Origin of the sequence: Brevundimonas albigilva, from assembly GCF_023503965.1 — a bacterium.
In the GTDB taxonomy this organism is placed as follows: Bacteria; Pseudomonadota; Alphaproteobacteria; order Caulobacterales; family Caulobacteraceae; genus Brevundimonas; species Brevundimonas albigilva.
In genome coordinates this window covers 89267-107398 of record NZ_CP097298.1, presented here as the reverse complement: position 1 = coordinate 107398, position 18132 = coordinate 89267, and the positions used below count along the sequence as shown (strand labels likewise).

Annotated in this window: 15 protein-coding genes and 3 pseudogenes; 15 read left to right on the top strand and 3 right to left on the bottom strand. The window is 69.4% G+C overall.

What is annotated here, in order from left to right:
• Nucleotides 1-5: 5 nt before the first annotated feature.
• The 14 genes and pseudogenes from uppS (at nucleotide 6) to MU852_RS00480 (ending at nucleotide 12433) form a co-directional block, all read left to right on the top strand.
• The gene (uppS, locus tag MU852_RS00540) at nucleotides 6-767 is read left to right on the top strand and encodes a polyprenyl diphosphate synthase (protein WP_249750621.1); all 762 of its coding nucleotides are present in this window, start codon (nucleotides 6-8) and stop codon (nucleotides 765-767) included.
• Nucleotides 767-1441, top strand: coding sequence for a phosphatidate cytidylyltransferase (locus MU852_RS00535; protein ID WP_283843712.1), 675 nt, complete (start codon nucleotides 767-769; stop codon nucleotides 1439-1441). The genes uppS and MU852_RS00535 overlap by 1 nt, the downstream gene beginning before the upstream one ends.
• Nucleotides 1411-1584 carry a phosphatidate cytidylyltransferase gene (locus MU852_RS17135; RefSeq protein WP_283843711.1) on the top strand — a complete coding sequence of 58 codons (174 nt, stop codon included), beginning with the start codon at nucleotides 1411-1413 and terminating at the stop codon, nucleotides 1582-1584. Before MU852_RS00535 ends, MU852_RS17135 begins: the two co-directional genes overlap by 31 nt.
• Complete coding sequence (dxr, locus tag MU852_RS00530) at nucleotides 1581-2777, top strand: 1-deoxy-D-xylulose-5-phosphate reductoisomerase (protein WP_249750620.1); 1197 nt, start codon at nucleotides 1581-1583, stop codon at nucleotides 2775-2777. Before MU852_RS17135 ends, dxr begins: the two co-directional genes overlap by 4 nt.
• Nucleotides 2719-3324, top strand: a pseudogene (locus tag MU852_RS00525) (M50 family metallopeptidase); the annotation flags it as partial. The gene dxr and the pseudogene MU852_RS00525, both read left to right, overlap by 59 nt.
• 37 nt (nucleotides 3325-3361) lie before the next feature.
• On the top strand, nucleotides 3362-4018 hold the full coding sequence (locus MU852_RS00520; RefSeq protein ID WP_249750619.1) for a site-2 protease family protein: 657 nt from the start codon (nucleotides 3362-3364) through the stop codon (nucleotides 4016-4018).
• A gap of 29 nt (nucleotides 4019-4047) precedes the next feature.
• Complete coding sequence (gene bamA, locus MU852_RS00515) at nucleotides 4048-6462, top strand: outer membrane protein assembly factor BamA (protein ID WP_249750618.1); 2415 nt, start codon at nucleotides 4048-4050, stop codon at nucleotides 6460-6462.
• A 33-nt stretch (nucleotides 6463-6495) separates the two neighbouring features.
• Nucleotides 6496-7101 (top strand): OmpH/Skp family outer membrane protein, encoded by a 606-nt coding sequence (locus MU852_RS00510; protein ID WP_249750617.1) that lies wholly within the window; start codon nucleotides 6496-6498, stop codon nucleotides 7099-7101.
• 5 nt (nucleotides 7102-7106) lie between these two features.
• The gene (gene lpxD / locus MU852_RS00505) at nucleotides 7107-8120 is read left to right on the top strand and encodes a UDP-3-O-(3-hydroxymyristoyl)glucosamine N-acyltransferase (RefSeq protein WP_249750616.1); all 1014 of its coding nucleotides are present in this window, start codon (nucleotides 7107-7109) and stop codon (nucleotides 8118-8120) included.
• Nucleotides 8117-8581, top strand: coding sequence for a 3-hydroxyacyl-ACP dehydratase FabZ (gene fabZ / locus MU852_RS00500; RefSeq protein ID WP_249750615.1), 465 nt, complete (start codon nucleotides 8117-8119; stop codon nucleotides 8579-8581). Before lpxD ends, fabZ begins: the two co-directional genes overlap by 4 nt.
• Entirely contained in the window at nucleotides 8581-9369 is a 789-nt protein-coding gene (gene lpxA, locus MU852_RS00495) for an acyl-ACP--UDP-N-acetylglucosamine O-acyltransferase (protein WP_249750614.1), read from the top strand. The genes fabZ and lpxA overlap by 1 nt, the downstream gene beginning before the upstream one ends.
• Nucleotides 9366-10202, top strand: a complete 837-nt coding sequence (gene lpxI / locus MU852_RS00490; protein WP_249750613.1) for a UDP-2,3-diacylglucosamine diphosphatase — start codon at nucleotides 9366-9368, stop codon at nucleotides 10200-10202. Before lpxA ends, lpxI begins: the two co-directional genes overlap by 4 nt.
• Nucleotides 10199-11367 (top strand): annotated as a pseudogene (gene lpxB / locus MU852_RS00485) (lipid-A-disaccharide synthase). Before lpxI ends, lpxB begins: the two are co-directional and overlap by 4 nt.
• Nucleotides 11368-11443: 76 nt before the next feature.
• The gene (locus MU852_RS00480; RefSeq protein WP_249750612.1) at nucleotides 11444-12433 is read left to right on the top strand and encodes an FUSC family protein; all 990 of its coding nucleotides are present in this window, start codon (nucleotides 11444-11446) and stop codon (nucleotides 12431-12433) included.
• Nucleotides 12434-12497: 64 nt separating this feature from the next.
• On the opposite strand, the gene gltA is transcribed toward MU852_RS00480, so the two are convergent.
• Complete coding sequence (gltA, locus tag MU852_RS00475; protein WP_249750611.1) at nucleotides 12498-13790, bottom strand: citrate synthase; 1293 nt, start codon at nucleotides 13788-13790, stop codon at nucleotides 12498-12500.
• Between the two features lie 66 nt (nucleotides 13791-13856).
• Nucleotides 13857-15270: pseudogene (gene gltX, locus MU852_RS00470) on the bottom strand (glutamate--tRNA ligase).
• Between the two features lie 66 nt (nucleotides 15271-15336).
• Here gltX and MU852_RS00465 point away from each other — a divergent pair.
• The gene (locus MU852_RS00465) at nucleotides 15337-17445 is read left to right on the top strand and encodes a ComEC/Rec2 family competence protein (protein ID WP_249750610.1); all 2109 of its coding nucleotides are present in this window, start codon (nucleotides 15337-15339) and stop codon (nucleotides 17443-17445) included.
• Here the strand turns inward: MU852_RS00465 and lexA are convergent.
• On the bottom strand, nucleotides 17426-18121 hold the full coding sequence (gene lexA / locus MU852_RS00460; RefSeq protein ID WP_249750609.1) for a transcriptional repressor LexA: 696 nt from the start codon (nucleotides 18119-18121) through the stop codon (nucleotides 17426-17428). The genes MU852_RS00465 and lexA overlap by 20 nt on opposite strands.
• Nucleotides 18122-18132 lie beyond the last annotated feature (11 nt).

Sequence of the window (18132 nt, the reverse complement as noted above, 5' to 3'; positions counted from 1 at the left end):
ATCGCATGACGGCCGCGCCTTCAGGTCCGGAAAGCCTCACGGGCGCGGACGGCCCGCGCCATGTCGCCATCATCATGGACGGCAACGGCCGCTGGGCCAAGCGCCGCGGCCTGCCGCGCGCCGTGGGCCATCGCGAAGGCGTCCAGGCGCTGAAACGCACCATCGAGGCCGCTCCCGGTCTGGGGATCGGCTGCCTGACGGTGTTCGGCTTCTCGACCGAGAACTGGAGCCGGCCCGAGGACGAGGTGTCCGACCTGATGGGCCTGGTGCGGACCTATGTGGCTAGCGACCTGAAGCGGCTGGAGAAGGCCGGCGTGCGGCTGCGCGTGCTGGGGCGCCGCGACGGCCTGCCGGCCGACATCGCCGAGATCATCGTCCGCGCCGAGGCGCAGACGGCGCACAACGACCGCTTCCTGCTGCAGGTCGCCTTCAACTACGGCGGGCGGGCCGATCTGGTCGACGCCGCGCGCCGCCACGCCGAACGACTGCTGGCCGGCGAGACGGTCGAGCCCTTCAGCGAAAAGGTCATCGAGGCGGGGCTGGCAACGGCCGGATCGCCGCCGCTGGACCTGATCGTGCGGACTTCTGGCGAACAGAGGCTGTCCAACTTCCTGCTGTGGGAAGCCGCCTACGCCGAATTGGTGTTCCAGGACATCCTGTGGCCCGACTACGGCCCCAAGGCTCTGGCCGAGGCCGTGGACGCCTATCGACGGCGGGACCGTCGCTTCGGCGGGCGCGAGGTCCCGGCCGAACGCGTGACGGCCTGATGGCGGTCCGGGGACGCGATATCGGCCTGCGCGCCGCCTCGGCCGTGGTTCTGGCGCCGGCCGCCGTGGCCGCGACCTGGGCCGGAGGCGTGTGGTTCCTGGCCCTGATGGTGGCCGCTTGCGTGGTCCTGGCCTTCGAATGGGCGGCGATGAGCGCGCCGCACGCCCGGCGTCTGATGGGCGGCGCGGTCACCTTCGGCCTGGTCGCCTCGGTCGTCAGCGCGCATTTCGGGGCGATGGCGGTGGCCTTCATCATGCTGGTCTTCGGCGCCGCCGCCGCCGGCGTCTATGCGCGAAGCCGGGGGCAGCAGGCGCTCGACGCCGCCTATGGGGTGCTCTACCTCGGCTGGCCGGCGGTGCTGCTGATCTGGCTGCGCGACGTGGACAGCACCGTGGGCCTGCACTGGACCGTGCTGGTGTTCGCCGTGGCCTGGTCGGCCGACATCCTGGCCTATCTGGTCGGATCGACCGTGGGCGGCCCCAAGCTGTGGCCGCGTTTTTCGCCCAACAAGACCTGGTCCGGCTTCGTCGGCGGCATCGTGGCCGGCGCCGTCGCGGGCGCGGTCATGGCGGCCTGGGTCGACATGGGCCGCCTGACCGTCTTCTGGGCGCGATCCTGGGCCTGGCCGCCGCCCTGGCCACGATGGGGGGCGATCTGTGGGAGTCGGCGCTGAAGCGTCGGTTCGGGGTCAAGGACGCCGGCAACACCATCCCCGGGCACGGGGGGCTGCTGGACCGGGTCGACGGCCTGATGTTCGCCGTCGTCGTGGTGGCGGTGGGCCGGTTGGCGGTGCTGATGCTGGAGCGCGGCGGATGATCCGGCGGCGCGTGACGGTGCTGGGCTCGACCGGCTCGGTCGGCTCCTCGACGCTGGACCTGATGGCGCGCGCCGAGGAGACGGGCGCCGGCGCCTTCGAGGTCGAGGCCCTGACCGGCGGGGCCAATATCGCGCGGCTGGCCGAGCAGGCCCGGCGCTGGCGGCCCAAGATCGCCGTGACGGCGGACGAGACGCGGCTGGACGCCCTGAAGGACGCCTTGAGGGGAACGGGCGTGGCCGCCGCGGCCGGGGAGGGGGCCGTGATCGAGGCGGCCCTGCGTCCGGCCGACTGGATCATGGCCTCCATCGTCGGCGCGGCGGGCCTGAAGTCGGCCTGGGCGGCGGCGGGGACCGGCGCCGTCCTGGCCCTGGCGAACAAGGAGAGCCTGGTCTGCTGCGGTCCGGCGCTGATCCAGCGGGTGCGCGCCGCCGGCGGTCGCCTGATTCCGGTCGATTCGGAGCATTCGGCGATCTTCCAGGTGTTCCCGGCCGAGGCGCCCGACCGCGTGTCCAGGCTGGTCCTCACCGCGTCGGGCGGTCCGTTCCGTGAAACCCCCGCCGCGAGGATGTCGGCCATCACGCCGGAACAGGCCGTGGCCCATCCGAACTGGAGCATGGGCGCCAAGATTTCCGTCGACAGCGCCACCATGGCCAACAAGGGCCTGGAGATGATCGAGGCGGCCTACCTGTTCGACATGCCGCAGGACCGCATCGACGTCGTGGTGCATCCCGAATCCATCATCCACAGCCTTGTGGAATATGTGGACGGATCGACCCTGGCGCAGATGGGGCCGCCGGACATGCGCACCCCGATCGCCTGCGCGCTGGCCTGGCCCGGCCGGATCGCCTGGCCGGCCCCGCGGCTGGACCTGGCCGCCCTGGGGCGGCTGACGTTCCAGGCGCCCGATCTAGACCGGTTTCCGGCGCTTGCTCTGGCGCGCGAGGCGTTGCGCACGGGCGGTGCGGCGCCGGCGGTATTCAACGCCGCCAACGAAATCGCCGCCCTGGCGTTTCTTGACCGGAAGCTGGGCTTTCTCAATATTGCCGCAGTCGTCGCTGAAACCCTTGAGCGAGCGACGAAGTCGGGGATGACCTTCGGTTCCGGCGACGCCTGCGCGGCGGCCCTTGCGGTCGATGCGCAAGCCCGCGGACTGGCCCGGTCCATCATCACCGACCTCGCCAAGGCGGCGTGAAGGCTTCCGGGGAGACCATTTGTCTATGCTAGGCGTCCTTGGACAGGTCCTGACGTACATCGTGCCGTTTCTGCTGGTGCTGACGTTCATCGTCACCATCCACGAACTGGGCCATTTCCTGGTGGCGCGGGCGTTCGGGGTGAAGGTGGATCGCTTCGCCATCGGCTTCGGCCGCCCCCTGTTCAGCCGCACCGACCGTCACGGCATCGAATGGCGACTGGGTTGGATCCCGGCGGGCGGCTATGTGAAGTTTTCCGGCGACCTGGACGCCTCCAGCGTTCCGGATCAGGCGGGTCTGGCCGAACTGCGCCAGCGGGTCGTGGCCCAGCATGGACCGGCGGCCGTGCGCGACTACTACCATTTCAAGCCGGTGTGGCAGCGCGCGCTGATCGTGGCGGCCGGGCCGCTGGCCAACTTCGCCCTGGCCATCACGATCTTCGCCATCCTGTTCATGACGCTGGGCACGCAGATGACGCCCGCGCGGGTGGGCCAGGTGCAGCCCGGATCGCCGGCGGCCGCGGCGGGATTTCAACCGGGCGACCTGATCACCGCCGTCGACGGCCGCCGCATCGAGGACTCCGGAAGTGACGCGCGCCGTCATGCTGAGCAGCGGCGACCCGCTGCGGTTCACCGTGGAGCGCAACGGCGCGCCGGTCGAACTGGTCGCCACGCCCCAGCGTCGGATGGAGAACGACCCGATCGCCGGACGCATCCAGATCGGCCGGATCGGCGTGCTTCTGGAAGCGCGGCGCCAAGACATCCGCCATGTGCGATACGACCCGATCTCGGCCATCGGCGCGGGCGCGCAACAGACCGCCGACGTCATCGGATCGACCGTCACCTACCTCGGGCGTTTGCTGACCGGCCGCGAATCCGGCGACCAGCTGAGCGGTCCCATCGGCATCGCCAAGGCCAGCGGCTCGCTGACCAACATGGCGGTTCAGGCCAATCCCGATCCCCGGGCGACGGCGTTGAACCTGGGGCTGACGCTGATCAATCTGGCCGCCATACTTTCGATCGGAATCGGCTTTCTAAACCTGTTGCCCATTCCTGTGCTGGACGGGGGCCACCTCGTCTTCTACGCCTATGAAGCGGTAGCGAGACGCCCGGTCGCGGCCCGGTTCCAGGAGGCGGGCTATCGGGTCGGGCTTGCTTTGCTGGCGGGATTCATGCTGTTCGCGACGTGGAACGACCTGCAGAAGCTCAACCTCTTCCAATTCCTCGGCGGGCTCGTCAGTTGAGCCGACGCCAGCCCCCGATGGTTTCCCGAATGATCGACATGAAGACCCGCGCCGCCGCTCGACTGAGCGCCCGTTCCAGCCTGATGGCGCTGTTCGTCGCCGCGGGCCTGGGCGCACCCGCGATGGCCCAGACGGCGCCGGCGACCGCTCCGGCCCAGCCGGCCGCCGAACAGCCGCCGCGCGTCGAGATCGCCGCGCCGGAATCGCTGGTGGTCAACCGCATCGTGGTGCAGGGCGCCCAGCGGATCGACCAGACCACGGTCCTGTCCTATCTGCCGATCCGGCCGGGCGACACGGTGGACGCCGCGACGCTGGACGTGGCGGTGCGGACCCTGTCGCGCACCGGCCTGTTCGCCAACGTTCAACTGGGCGTCCAGAACGGCGACTTGATCGTGCAGATCGTCGAGAACCCGATCATCAATCAGGTGGTGTTCGAGGGCAACAGCGCCGTGTCGCAGGACAAGCTGACCGAGGAGGTGACGCTGAAGCCGCGCGGCATCTACACGCGCGCCAAGGTTCAGGAAGACGTCGGCGCCATCGTCGAACTGTATCGCCTGCAGGGCCGCATCTCGGCCACGGTCACGCCCAAGCTGGTCCAGCTGGAGCAGAACCGCGTCGACGTGATCTTCGAGATCAACGAAGGCCGCCAGACCGGCATCAGCGCGATCAACATCCTGGGCAACGAGGCCTATTCGGATCGCGACATCCGCGGCGTGATGGTGACCGAGAAGTCCACGTGGTGGAAGTTCTTCTCCAACAACGACAACTACGATCCTAATCGTCTCGAATACGATCAGGAGCAGTTGCGCAAGTTCTACACCAACCGCGGCTATTACGACTTCCGCATCGTGTCGTCGGTGGCCGAGCTGCAGCCTGACGACCAGGCCTTCCAGATCTCCCTGACGATGGACGAGGGCGACCGCTACAACTTCGGCGAGGTGAACGTTGTCACCGAGAACGACCGCCTGAACGCCGACTTCCTCAAGGCGCTGGTGCCGATCCGCAGCGGCGACCTGTACGAAAGCGACAAGATCGAGAGCGCCGTCGACGCCCTGACGTTCGCCGCGGGTTCGGCGGGCTACGCCTTCGTCGAGATCAATCCGACCTATCGGGCCAATCCCGACACGGACACGGTGGACGTCACCTTCAACGTGTCCGAAGGCCAGCGCGTCTATGTCGACCGCATCAATGTGGTGGGCAACACCCGCACGATCGACCCGGTCATCCGGCGCGAACTGATGCTGACCGAAGGCGACGCCTTCAACCGCGCGCTGATGGAGCGGTCGCGCAACAACCTGCGCGCCCTGGGCTTCTTCAAGGACGTCACCGTCCAGGAAGAGCGCGGCAGCGCGCCCGACCGATCGGTCATCAACGTCAACGTTCAGGAACAGCCGACCGGCGAACTGTCCGTCGGCGCCGGCTTCAGCTCGGTCGACTCCTTCACCGTGAACCTGGGCATCTCGGAACGGAACTTCCGCGGACGCGGCCAGAACGTCGTGGCGCGCCTGGAATGGGGATCGCTGCGCCAGCAGGTCGACTTCCGCTTCACCGAGCCCAAGTTCCTGGGCCGCGACCTGCGCGCCGGGTTCGACCTGTTCCACTCGCGCTACGATCTCAGCGAATATTCGTCCTACGACTACCGCTCGACCGGCGGCGGCCTGCGTCTCAGCTATCCGCTGAACGGCTATACCCTGTTCAGCACCCGCTACTTCCTCAAGAGCGACGAGATCATCGTGCCCAGCGGCTATTGCACCAGCGGCGGCTTCGGCTCCTCGGCGCTGTGCGACCAGGTGGGCAGCTATCTGAACTCGTCGGTGGGCTACACCCTGCAGGTGAACCGGACCAACGATCCGGTGCGCCCGACACGCGGCTGGGCCGGATCCCTGCGCCAGGATTTCGCCGGCCTGGGCGGCGACGTGAACTACATCCGCACCGAGGCGGACGCCAGCTACTACTACGGCATCACGCCGAACTGGATCGTCAGCCTCCAGGGCTCGACCGGCTATGTCAGCGGCTGGAACGGCGACCCGATCCGCATCAACGATCGCTTCTTCAAGGGCGGCAACAGCTTCCGCGGCTTCGAGACCGCCGGCATGGGTCCGCGCGACCTGGACACGACCGACGCCCTGGGCGGCAACTTCTACGCCATCGGCACGGTCGAGCTGACCCTGCCGAACTATCTGCCCGAGCAATACGGCATCAAGACCTCTCTGTTCGCCGACTTCGGCACGCTGGGCGTTCTGGACGATCGCTACAAGCTGACCTCGACCGGGACGGTGGACCCCACGATCGCCGACGAGCTGTCCCTGCGGGCGTCCGCGGGTCTCAGCATCCACTGGCGTTCGCCGATGGGGCCGATCCGCTTCGACATCTCCAAGGTTCTCGCCAAGGAAGACTACGACAAGACGGAATCCTTCCGCTTCTCGACCTCCACCCAGTTCTAATCGCGGCGCCTGTCAGACCGCACGAGGAAGACCATGAAGACCATCGCCATCGCCGCTGCCGCGGCTGCTTCCCTCATCGCCACGGCCGCTTCGGCCCAGCAGGCGACCACGCCCCAGAACCCGGGACCGCAGATCCCCGGCGTCTGCGTCTATCACAACGCCCGCCTGTTCGCGCAGTCGTCGGTCGGCCAGGCCGTGGAAACGCGGATGCAGCAGCTGGCCCAGGAAGTGCAGACCGAACTGCAGCCTTACGCCACCGCGCTTCAGACCGAGGCCCAGCAGCTCCAGACCTCGGGCTCCACCCTGCAGCCCGATGAACTGAACCGCCGCCGCCAGGCCCTGCAACAGCGCGCCCAGGAGGCCCAGCAGCTGGAAGCCACCCGCGAGAACGAACTGCGCTACACCCTGGCCATGCAGCGCCAGGCGATCACCGAGGCGGTCTCGCCGATCCTGGTGCAGGTCTATCAAGAGCGCGGCTGCGGCCTGATGCTGGACCGCGAAAGCGTCTTCATGATGAACCCGGCCCATGACGTGACGGACCTGGTCATCCAGCGCCTGAACACCGCCCTGCCGACGCTGAGCTTCAACCGCATGGCCGTTCCGGCCCAGCAGCAGCAACAGCCGGCCGCGGCCAACTAAGGCCGATGCCCGATCCCCGCTTCTTCGAGACCCTGTCGCCGCTGAGCGTCGCCGACCTGGCGGCGAGGGTGGGCGGAACGGTCGAAAGGGGCGGGGAGCGGATGGTGCGTTCCGTCGCGCCCTTGTCCTCCGCGGGCGAGGGCGCGATCGCGTTTCTCGGCGACCGCAAGTTCGCCAAGGCCTTGGCCGAGACCCGCGCCGACTGCGTGATCACGCCGGCCGAGGCGGTCGCCGCCGCGCCGTCGGGATCGGCGGTCATTTCGCACCGCACGCCCCAGGCCGCCTGGGCCCAGGCGTCCGCGATGCTTCATCGAACCATCGCGCTGGATCGCGCAGCGTCGGCGTCGGAGGCCGCGGAAGACGACACCTTGGTGATCGAGCCGGGCGTCATCCTGGGCCAGGGCGTCCGCATCGGTCGCGGATCGCGCATCGGGGCCAATACGGTCATCGGTCCGGGCGTGCAGATCGGCCGCGACTGCGTCATCGGCTCGAACGTCAGCGTGGGCTTCGCCCTGATCGGAGACCGGGTGAAGCTGTACGCCGGCGCCCGCATCGGCGAGGCGGGCTTCGGCGCCACCGGGACCGCCACTGGCGTGATGGACATTCCCCAGCTCGGTCGCGTGATCCTGCAGGACGGCGTGACCGTCGGCGCCAACAGCTGCATCGACCGGGGCGCCTACGACGACACGGTGATCGGCGAGAACACCAAGATCGACAACCTGGTGATGGTCGGCCACAACTGCGTCATCGGACGCAACTGCCTGCTGGTCGCAAACACCGGCATTTCGGGCTCTGTCACGGTGGGCGACAATGTCATCTTCGGCGGCAAGGCGGGCATCGGCGACCACATCACCATCGGCGAAGGCGCGCGCGTCGCGGCTGGCGCCGGCGTTCTGGCCGACATTCCGGCGGGCGAGACCTGGTCGGGCTATCCCGCGCGCCCGATCCGTCAGTTCTTGCGCGAGACGGTCTGGCTCGCCAAACAGGCCGCTTCCAGGAAGGGGCCGAGGGAATCATGAGCGAGACCGTCAATATCGACTACGCCGAGGTGATGCGGCGGCTGCCGCACCGCTACCCGTTCCTGCTGGTCGACAAGGCCGAGGCCTTCGTGCCGGCGACGTCGATCGTCGGCATCAAGAACGTCAGCCATAACGAGCCCTTCTTTCCCGGCCATTTCCCGATCGATCCCGTCATGCCGGGCGTCCTGATCGTGGAAGCCATGGCCCAGACCGGGGCGCTGCTGATGTCCAAGACGCTGGATGTCGCCGTGGCGGACAAGGTCATCATGTTCATGTCGATCGACGGCGTGCGGTTCCGCAAGCCCGCGCGGCCGGGCGACCAGCTGCGCATGGAGGTCAAGGTCATCAAGGCGCGCGGCGACGCCTACAAGTTCCGCGGCGAGACCTTCATCGACGGCAAGCTGGCGGCCGAGGCCGAGTTCATGGCCATGGTCGTGACGGTGGCGGAGCCCGCCGCCTGATGACCATCCACCCGACCGCCCTGATCGACGCCTCCGCGACCCTGGCCGACGGGGTCGAGGTCGGGCCGTGGTGCACGGTCGGGCCGAACGTGACGCTGCGCGAGGGCGTCCGACTGGTCAGCCACGTGGTGATCCAGCAGGATACGACGGTCGGGGCCGGAACGGTCATCCATCCGTTCGCCGCCGTCGGCGGCGACCCGCAGCACAACGGATACAAGGGCGAGCCGGTCCGCCTCGAGATCGGCCAGAACAACCTGATCCGCGAGCACTGCACCTTCAATCGCGGCACGCCGCAAGGGACGGGCGTGACGCGCGTCGGCTCCCACAACCTGTTCATGACCGGCGCTCACGTCGGGCACGACTGCGTGGTCGGCGACAATGTCGTCATGGCCAACAACGCCACCCTGGGCGGTCACGCCCAGGTCGGGGACAAGGTCTTCCTGGGCGGGCTGTGCGCAGTGCACCAGAACGGCCGCGTGGGGCAGGGCGCCATCATCGGCGGCCTGGCGGCGGTGACGCGCGACGTCATCCCCTATGGTTCGGCGTGGGGCAACCATGCGCGGCTGCGCGGCCTGAACCTGATCGGTCTGAAGCGCAAGGGCTATGGCAAGGACCAGATCCGCCGTCTGCTGGCCGCCTATCGCGAACTGTTCGAGGGCGAGGGCGAGTTCGCCGGACGCATCGACGGCGTGGCCGAGCGCTATGCCGACCTGCCCGAGATCGTCGAGATCGTCACCTTCATCCGCGAGGGCGGGCGGCGACCGCTGTGCCTGCCGAACGCCGAATGACCCGGCCGAAGCTGGGCCTGATCGCCGGCGGCGGCGACCTGCCCCAGGCCGTGGCCCAGCGCTGCGATGCGGAAGGGCGCGACCTGTATGTCGTGCGGTTGGAAGGGTTCGCCGATCCGCACCTGACGCGTTGGCCGGGCGACGACTTCGGCATGGCCCAGATCGGCGCGATCCTGAAGGCGCTGAAAAGAAGCGGCTGCGCCGCGGTCTGTCTGGCGGGGATCGTGAACCGCCCCGATTTCAAGACCTTGAAGCCGGACCTTAAGGGCGCGTCCCTGCTTCCCGGCATCGTGGCGGCGGCGGCCAAGGGCGACGACGCCCTGCTGAGGAAGATCCTCTCGGTGTTCGAGGCGGAAGGTTTCGCCGTCGAGGGCGCCGACGACATCCTGGGGGGCGAGACCCTGCCTGCGGGCGCGCTGGGCGCCGTGACGCCGACGGCCGAACAGATGTCGGACCTGAAGAAGGCGCTTCATATCGCGGAAAAATCAGGAGAATTTGATATCGGCCAAGGCGCAGTCGTTTGCGACGGCCTGGTCCTGGCGGTCGAGGCGCAGGAAGGCACCGATGCGATGCTGGACCGCGTGGCGGCTCTGCCGGCCGACCTGCGCGGCAGGCCCGGCCAGGCCAGGGGCGCGCTGGGAAAGGCGCCCAAGCCGATCCAGGACCTGCGCGTCGACATGCCCGTCATCGGCCCGCGCACCCTCGAGAACGCCGCCCGCGCGGGGCTGGCCGGCGTCGGCGGCGTTTCGGGGCGCCTGATCCTGATCGACCGTCCCGCCGTCATTGAGACCGCCGACCGCCTGGGCCTGTTCGTCTGGGGCGAGACGCGATGAGCCGGCCGCTGAAGATCATGCTGGTCGCAGCCGAGGCGTCGGGCGACGCCCTGGGCGCCGGCCTGGCCAAGGCGCTGAAGGCGCGGCTGGGGGACGACGTGACCTTCGTCGGCGTCGGCGGTCCGCGCATGGCGGCGGAAGGCGTCGACAGCCCCTTCGACATCGCCGAACTGTCCATCCTGGGCTGGGTCGAGGGCCTGCGCGCCTATGGCAAGGTCAAGCGCCGGGTCGAGCAGACGGCCGCCCTGGCGGCGCGCGAAAAGCCCGACGCCGTGGTGCTGATCGACAGCTGGGGTTTCACCGTGCGGGTCGCCAAGGCGATCCGCGCCGCCCAGCCGCATATTCCTCTGATCAAATATGTCGGGCCGCAGGTCTGGGCGTCCCGCCCGGGCCGCGCCCGGACCCTGGCCGGCGCCGTGGACCACCTGCTGGCGCTCTACGCCTTCGACGCGCCCTGGTTCGAGCGGGAAGGCCTGGCGACGACCGTGGTGGGCTCATCGGCCCTTCACGTCGACATGGGCGGGGCGGACGGCGCGGCGTTCAGGGCCCGGCACGGCGTTGCGGCGAATGCGCCCCTGCTTCTGGTGCTGCCGGGGAGCCGTCCCAGCGAGGTGCGGCGCATGACGCCGGTCTACGAGGCGACGGTGCGGACGCTGAAGGCGGGCTTGCCCGATCTCGAGGTCGCCGTAGTGGCGGCGGGGACGGTGGCCGACGACGTCTCGGGTCGGGTGTCGGCCTGGCCGATGCGCGTGCATCTGGTCCGCGAGGACGAGAAATACGATGCGATGAAGGCCGCCACGGCCGCCTTGGCCACCAGCGGCACCGTCTCCACCGAACTGGCCCTGGCCGGCGCGCCCATGGTCATCGCCTATCGGATCGACGGCCTGAGCTACGCCTTGATGAAGCGGCTGGTGACGGCCAGGCACATCACCCTGTTCAATATCGCCGCGGACCAGCGGATCGCCCCAGAGTTCATTCAAGGCGACGCCGACCCCCGACGCTGGCCCAGGCCGTGGGGCGGCTGCTTCGCGACCCCCAGGCCGCCGCCGAACAGGCCCGCCGCCAGACCGAGGCGCTGAACCTGATGGGCCGGGGCCGCGCCGATCCGTCGCAACTGGCTGCCGACGCCGTGCTGCGCGTGGTGGCGGACAAGGCGCGCGCCTGAGCCGTTCGGTGGCCTTTCGGCGCGACAGGCTGCATCTTGCACGGATGACGATCGACGACGACAGGAGGACGGCGCCATGCGGGGGCTGAGTCCGCGCAGGGCGGCGGAGGCGCGGGCGGCCCTGCAGATGGCGGCCGGCGCGGGCGCGGCGCTTTATCTGGCGACGGCGCTGGGTCTGCCGCACCCCTACTGGAGCGTGATCTCGGCCATCGTGGTGATCCAGGCCAGCGTCGGCGGCGGCGTGCTGACGGTGGCGCGGGACCGGGCGATCGGAACCGCAACCGGCGCCGTGCTCGGCGCGGCCGTGGCCTTTATCCGGCCGGAAGGCATGGCGGGCCTGGCGGGAGCGATCGCGCTGGCCACGGCGATCCTGGCGTTCTTCGGCGCGGGCCGGCCCTGGCTGAAGGTCGCGCCGGTCACGGCCGCGATCGTCATCGCCGGCGGGGCGGGGCCGGACGGTCCGGCCTCCCTGGCCCTGGACCGGATGCTGGAGATCCTGGTCGGCAGCGGCGTCGGGGTGGTCTCCATCCTGCTGCTGTTTCCTCGCCACGCGCGCCAGACGTTTCGACTGCAGGCGCGCGACGCGGCGGCCGAGGCGGCGGCCCTGCTGGGACTGGTGCTGGATAGCGACCCCGCGAACGCCGCCGAGATCGCGCGGCGGCACACCGATCTGAAGCGGCGGCTGGATACGCTGGGGCAGGCGGCCAAGAACGTGATCGACCTTCCCGGCCCGCAGCGCGAGACGGCGGATCGCGCCGCCCTGGTGCGGGCGTTCTGGCGGGTTCGCAGCGACATCGTCATCCTGGGGCGCGGGTTCCAGACGGAGGACGCGGGGCCGCGGCTGGGGCCGTGGAAGACCGCCGCCGAAAGGGCCGTGGCGCGTCTGGAGGCGTTGTCGCGCGGCCATCCTGGCGACGCGCTGGGCCAGCCTGACGTCGCCCTGGCGCTGGGGCCGGCCGAGGACGCCGGCGACATCGCGCGCGGAGCGGCGGCCATCGGCCTGGCCCACATGTTCCGCGACCTGGATGACCTGAGCGAGCGGTTCGTCGATCTGCATCTGGCCTGAGGCCAAACAAAAAGGACGCCGGGGCGAACCCGGCGTCCTTTCAATCCATAGACCGGCGAGAGGATCAGCCGCGCTGGTCGATCGGCAGGTAATCGCGCTCGGTCGGGCCGGTGTACAGCTGACGCGGGCGACCGATCTTCTGCGACGGATCGGCCATCATTTCCTGCCACTGGGCGATCCAGCCCACGGTGCGGGCCAGGGCGAAGAGGACGGTGAACATGGTGGTCGGGAAGCCCATCGCCGACAGGGTGATGCCGGAATAGAAGTCGACGTTCGGGAACAGCTTGCGCGAGGTGAAATACTCGTCCTGCAGCGCGACCTTTTCCAGCTCCTTGGCGACCTGGAACAGCGGATCGTTCTCGCGGCCCGTCGCGGCCAGGACCTCATAGGCCGACTGCTGCATGACCTTCGCCCGCGGGTCGTAGTTCTTGTACACGCGGTGGCCGAAGCCCATCAGCTTGAACTTGCGGTCCTTCACGCCCTGGATGAACTCCGGGATCTTGTCCGGCGTGCCGATCTCCTTGAGCATGGTCAGCGCCTCTTCGTTGGCGCCGCCGTGCGAGGGGCCCCACAGGCAGGCGATGCCGGCGGCGATGCAGGCGAACGGATTGGCGCCCGACGAACCGGCCAGGCGGACGGTCGAGGTCGAGGCGTTCTGCTCGTGGTCGGCGTGCAGGATGAAGATTCGGTCCATGGCGCGCACCAGGGCCGGATCGACGTGATAGTCCTCGGCCGGCACGGCGAAGCACATCCGCAGGAAGTTCTCGGCGTAGGACAGGTCGTTGCGCGGCGACGCGAACGGCTGGCCGATGTGGTACTTGTAGGCGCGGGCCGCGATGGTCGGCATTTTGGCGATCAGGCGGATGGCCGAGATGTCGCGCTGGACCGGATCGTGGATGTCCAGGCTGTCGTGATAGAAGGCCGACAGGGCGCCGACGGTGCCCACCATGATGGCCATCGGGTGGGCGTCGCGGCGGAAGCCCTCGAAGAAGCGGTCGAACTGGCTGTGCAGCATCGTGTGCACGGTGATGCTGTTTTCGAACTTCTCGTACTGCGCCGCGGTCGGCAGCTCGCCGTGCAGCAGCAGGTGGCAGACCTCGACGAAGTTCGATTTCGACGCCAGTTGGTCGATCGGGTAGCCGCGGTGAAGCAGGACGCCCGCGTCGCCGTCGATGTAGGTCAGACCCGACTCGCACGAGGCGGTCGAGGTGAAGCCGGGATCGAAGGTGAAGGCGCCCGTGCCGCCGTAGAGCTTCCTGATATCGATCACGTCCGGACCGGTCGAACCCGACAGGATCGGCAGATCGACGCTCTTGCCCTCGAATTCGAGGGTGGCGGTTTTGGCTTGGTCAGTCATCAATGCCCCTTTGCAATATGACGTCCGGGCGCGGGGAGGCGTCGGGCGCTCTTTGGTTTGTGGGTGTCACTTAGTCTGTTGCAACGCATCATCCAAGCGCCCGAGACTTTCGTCGCGCCCAAGGGCGGCCAAAGTTCTGGCGATGTCGGGCGAAGTTGACCCGGCGGTAAGCGCGGCGCGCATCGGCGGGCCGATCTTGCCGAAGCCGACGCCCTCGTCCTCGGCGAAGGCCTTGAGTTCGGCCTCCAGGGCGAACACGTCCCAGGACTGGAACAGGGCGAGCCGGTGGCGCAATCGTCCCAGGCGGTCCAGCGTCTCGCCGCTAAGCAGCGCCTGACCCTTTTCGTCGGGCGCCAGAGGCCGCGACTTCAGGACGAACGCCGTCTGGTCGGCCAGGTCCAGGACCGTCTTGGCGCGATCCTTGACGAAGGGCAGGGCGCGCTGAAGGCGGCCTTCGTCGTCCTCGCGCAGGGCGTGGCCGCGCGCCAGGTGCACGTCCAGCGCCAGCTTGGCCAGACGTTCGTCCTCGGCCAGCCGCAGCCAGTGGGCGTTGACGTGCGCCAGCTTGTCGAAGTCCAGCCGGGCGGGCCTTGCCGACGCCCTTGAAATCGAACCAGGCGATGGCCTGTTCGTCGCTGAACAGTTCGTCGTCGCCGTGCGACCAGCCCAGGCGGGCCAGGTAGTTGCGCATCGCCTCGGGCAGATAGCCCATCTCGGCGTACTCATGGACCGCCTGGGCCCCGTGCCGCTTGCTCAGCTTGGCGCCGTCCGGGCCGTGGATCAGGGGGATGTGGGCGAAGGTCGGCCGCGTCCAGCCCAGGGCGTCGTAGATCAGGCTCTGGCGGGCGGCGTTGTTCAGGTGGTCGTCGCCGCGAATGACGTGCGTGACGCCCATGTCGTGATCGTCCACGACGACGGCCAGGTTGTAGGTCGGCGCGCCGTCGGAGCGCAGCAGGACAAGGTCGTCCAGATCCTCGGTCGACCAGCTGACGTCGCCCTGGACCTGGTCGGCCACGGTGACGGTCGTCGCCAGCGGGCGCCGGAAACGCACGACGTGGGGCAGGGCCAGATCATCGACCGTCGGCTCCCGGTCGCGCCAGGGCGACTCGAAGGCGCGCTTTTCGGCCTTGGCGGCGTCGCGCAGACGCCCGGTCTCCTCGGCCGAGGTGAAGTCGCGGTAGGCGTGGCCCGACTCCAGCAGCTGATCGACCACCTCGCGATGCCGATCGGCGCGGGCGAACTGGAAGACGGGTTCCTCGTCGCCGAACAGTTCCAGCCAACTCAGACCGTCGAAGATCGCCTTCACGGCGGCCTCGGTCGAGCGTTCCCGGTCGGTGTCCTCGACGCGGATCAGGAAACGTCCGCCGTGTGCGCGCGCATACAGCCAGTTGAAAAGCGCCGTGCGAGCGCCTCCTATGTGGAGGTAGCCGGTCGGCGAGGGGGCGAAGCGCGTGACGACGGTGGAGGAGGGGGAGGTCATGGGGGAGGGGTCCGTAAGCGAGGCCCTTATAAACCCCGTCGCGGCAAAGCCTACCCCCTGGCCCGATTGCGGGCGTGGCTGAAGCAAGAGGTCGACGCCCAGACGCTGCGCTGGCGGTTGTGGACGCCGGTCGCCTTCGGCGGCGGGTGCGCCGCCTACTTCGCGCTTCGGGTCGAGCCTCCGCTGTGGCCGCTGCTGGTCGCCGGCGGCGCCGCGTTCGCGCTGCGGCTGACCGCGCGACGAGCCGGCCTGTCGCGCCGCTGGACGCTGCCCATCCTGTTGGCCGCCTATTTCGCCCTTGGGCTGTGCGCCGCCAAGGCGCGCACGCTCGTCGTCGCGGCCCCTGTCGCGCCGGCGATGACGGAACCGACAACCATCGAAGGCTGGGTCGTCGATGTCGACAGCCCCGGCGAGAACGGTCATCGGGTCGTCATCGCCCCCGTCCGCATACGCGGCCTGGCGCCCGAGGCGACGCCGGTGCGGTTGCGTGCGACCGTCAAGGGCGAACCGCCGCCGCCCGGTGCGCCGATCCGTCTGTTCGCCGTCCTGAACCCGCCGCCCGCGCCGGCCAGCCCGGGCGCCTACGATTTCGCGCGCAACGCCTTCTTCCAGGGCATGGGCGGCGTCGCCTTCGCGCTGTTGCCCACCCGCCCGGCCCAGCTTGAGGAACCGCCCTGGCGGCTTCGACTGGCGATGCGGATCAACGCCGCCCGCTACGCCCTGGCCCAACGGATCGTGGAGCGGCTGGGCCAGCGCACCGGCGGGGTCGCGGCGGCCATGGTCACCAGTCACGAAACCTGGATCAGCCGCGCCGACCTGGACGTGATGCGCGATTCCGGCCTGGCGCACATTCTGTCGGTCTCGGGCCTCCACATGGCCATCGTGGGCGGCTTCGTCTTCTTCGCCGTGCGGCTGGGCGTGGCGGCTTGGCCCTGGCTGGCCCTGCGGGCGCCGGGCAAGAAGATCGCCGCCGCGGCGGGCCTGGCCGCGGTGGGCGCCTATCTGGTCGTGTCCGGCGCGCCCGCCCCGGCCGAACGGGCCGCCATCACCGCCTCCATCGCATTCCTGGCCATTCTGCTGGATCGGCAGGCCGTGACCATGCACGGTCTGGCGGTCGCCGCCTTCGTGGTCCTGCTCATCCAGCCCGAGGCGGTGATGACGCCGGGCTTCCAGATGTCCTTCGCCGCCACCGCCGCCCTGATCGCCCTGGTGGAGGCCTGGCCGAAGCGCACGCGAGAGATTTCCGCGCCCCTGCCCATCGTCGCGATGCAGCGGTTCGCGACCTGGATCACGGCGGCGGTGGCGGCCAGCCTGGTCGCGGGCATGGCGACCGGCCCCTTCGCCATGCAGCACTTCAATCGGACCGCCATGTACGGGCTGATCGCCAATCTGGGCACGTCGCCGGTCGCGGACTTCGTGCTGATGCCGGCGCTGGCGCTGGGGGCCGCGCTGGAGCCCCTGGGCCTGGGCGGGCCCTTCCTCGCCGTGGCGGGCTGGGGCGTCGATACGATGCTGGCGATCGGGGAATGGACCGCCGGCCTGCCTGGGGCGGTCAAATCCGTCTCCAGCGCGCCGGACTTCGTCCTGCCCATCGCGTTCGTCGGCGTCCTGTTCATGTGCCTGTGGACCGGACGACTGCGGTGGGCCGGCCTGCCCATGGCGGCGGCCGTCCTGATCTGGCCTCGACCGCCAGCGCCAGACCTGTGGATCGGAGAAGGCGGGACCAACGCCGCCTACCGGGTCGACCGACAGGCCGTCATCGTGCGGCCGGGCGTTCGGACCTATGCGGTCGACCTGTGGTCGCGTCGCCGCGGACTGAGCCCGATCGAGCGACCGTCGGACTGGATCTGCGCGCGGTTCTCCTGCGCCCCGCCGACGGCGGACGCCGCCCCGGTCGCTCTGTGGTGGGGACGTCGAACGCCGGATGCGACGCAACTGGAGAAGCTGTGTCGTTCGGCCCCCGTGATCGCCCTGCGCGCTGAGGCTCCGGGTCTGCCGCCGGCCTGCCGCGATCGATTGGTGCTGGATGGCGTCGATCTGGCGAAGGGCGGGGCCGTCGAACTGTGGCGAGACCGCTCGGCGCCAGGCTGGCGGGCGGTGTGGACGGCCGATGTGCGGGACGACCGACCGTGGACGCGCACGGTCGGCGATCCCGTCAGTGGTAGCGACGGATAAGGCCGACCAGCTTGCCTTGAACCTCGACCTGGTCGGGCCCGAAGATGCGCGTCTCGTAGTTCCGGTTCGCCGGCTCCAGCGCGATGGAGGCGCCCTTGCGGCGAAGACGCTTCAGGGTCGCCTCCTCGCCCTCGACCAGGGCCACGACGATCTCGCCGTTGTGGGCGGTGTCGCCCTTTCTGATGACCACCAGGTCGCCGTTCAGGATGCCGGCCTCGATCATGGAATCGCCCTCGATCTCGAGCACATAGTGATCGCCCCGGCCCAGCATGGATTCCGGCACCGGCAGGCGGTCTCGCTCGTGCTGGATCGCAGCGATGGGCGTGCCGGCGGCGATCTTGCCCAGCAGCGGCAGTTCGCGAACGTCGTTGGCCGGTTCGGGCGCCGGGGCGCGAAAACCGCCGCCCTCGATCACGTCCGGCTTGAACCCGGCCCGCCCGCGCGGGGCGCCGGCGGTGGCCTGCTCCGGCAGCTTCATCACTTCCAGCGCGCGGGCGCGATGCGCCAGGCGGCGGATGAAGCCTCGCTCCTCCAGGGCGGTGATCAGACGGTGGATGCCCGACTTGGAGGCCAGATCCAGCGCTTCCTTCATCTCGTCGAACGAGGGAGACACGCCCGTCTCCTGGATCCGTTCATGAATGAACATCAGCAGTTCGTGCTGCTTGCGCGTGAGCATCGCCTGGCCCT

Excerpts from the sequence above, each read along its gene's own strand:
- bamA (WP_249750618.1), top strand. The coding sequence starts at position 4,048 with ATGATCGACATGAAGACCCGCGCCGCCGCTCGACTGAGCGCCCGTTCC.
- fabZ (WP_249750615.1), top strand. The coding sequence starts at position 8,117 with ATGAGCGAGACCGTCAATATCGACTACGCCGAGGTGATGCGGCGGCTG.
- MU852_RS00535 (WP_283843712.1), top strand. The coding sequence starts at position 767 with ATGGCGGTCCGGGGACGCGATATCGGCCTGCGCGCCGCCTCGGCCGTG.
- MU852_RS00510 (WP_249750617.1), top strand. The coding sequence starts at position 6,496 with ATGAAGACCATCGCCATCGCCGCTGCCGCGGCTGCTTCCCTCATCGCC.
- MU852_RS00480 (WP_249750612.1), top strand. The coding sequence starts at position 11,444 with ATGCGGGGGCTGAGTCCGCGCAGGGCGGCGGAGGCGCGGGCGGCCCTG.
- uppS (WP_249750621.1), top strand. The coding sequence starts at position 6 with ATGACGGCCGCGCCTTCAGGTCCGGAAAGCCTCACGGGCGCGGACGGC.
- lpxI (WP_249750613.1), top strand. The coding sequence starts at position 9,366 with ATGACCCGGCCGAAGCTGGGCCTGATCGCCGGCGGCGGCGACCTGCCC.
- lexA (WP_249750609.1), bottom strand. The coding sequence starts at position 18,121 with ATGCTCACGCGCAAGCAGCACGAACTGCTGATGTTCATTCATGAACGG.
- gltA (WP_249750611.1), bottom strand. The coding sequence starts at position 13,790 with ATGACTGACCAAGCCAAAACCGCCACCCTCGAATTCGAGGGCAAGAGC.
- dxr (WP_249750620.1), top strand. The coding sequence starts at position 1,581 with ATGATCCGGCGGCGCGTGACGGTGCTGGGCTCGACCGGCTCGGTCGGC.
- lpxA (WP_249750614.1), top strand. The coding sequence starts at position 8,581 with ATGACCATCCACCCGACCGCCCTGATCGACGCCTCCGCGACCCTGGCC.
- MU852_RS17135 (WP_283843711.1), top strand. The coding sequence starts at position 1,411 with ATGGGGGGCGATCTGTGGGAGTCGGCGCTGAAGCGTCGGTTCGGGGTC.
- lpxD (WP_249750616.1), top strand. The coding sequence starts at position 7,107 with ATGCCCGATCCCCGCTTCTTCGAGACCCTGTCGCCGCTGAGCGTCGCC.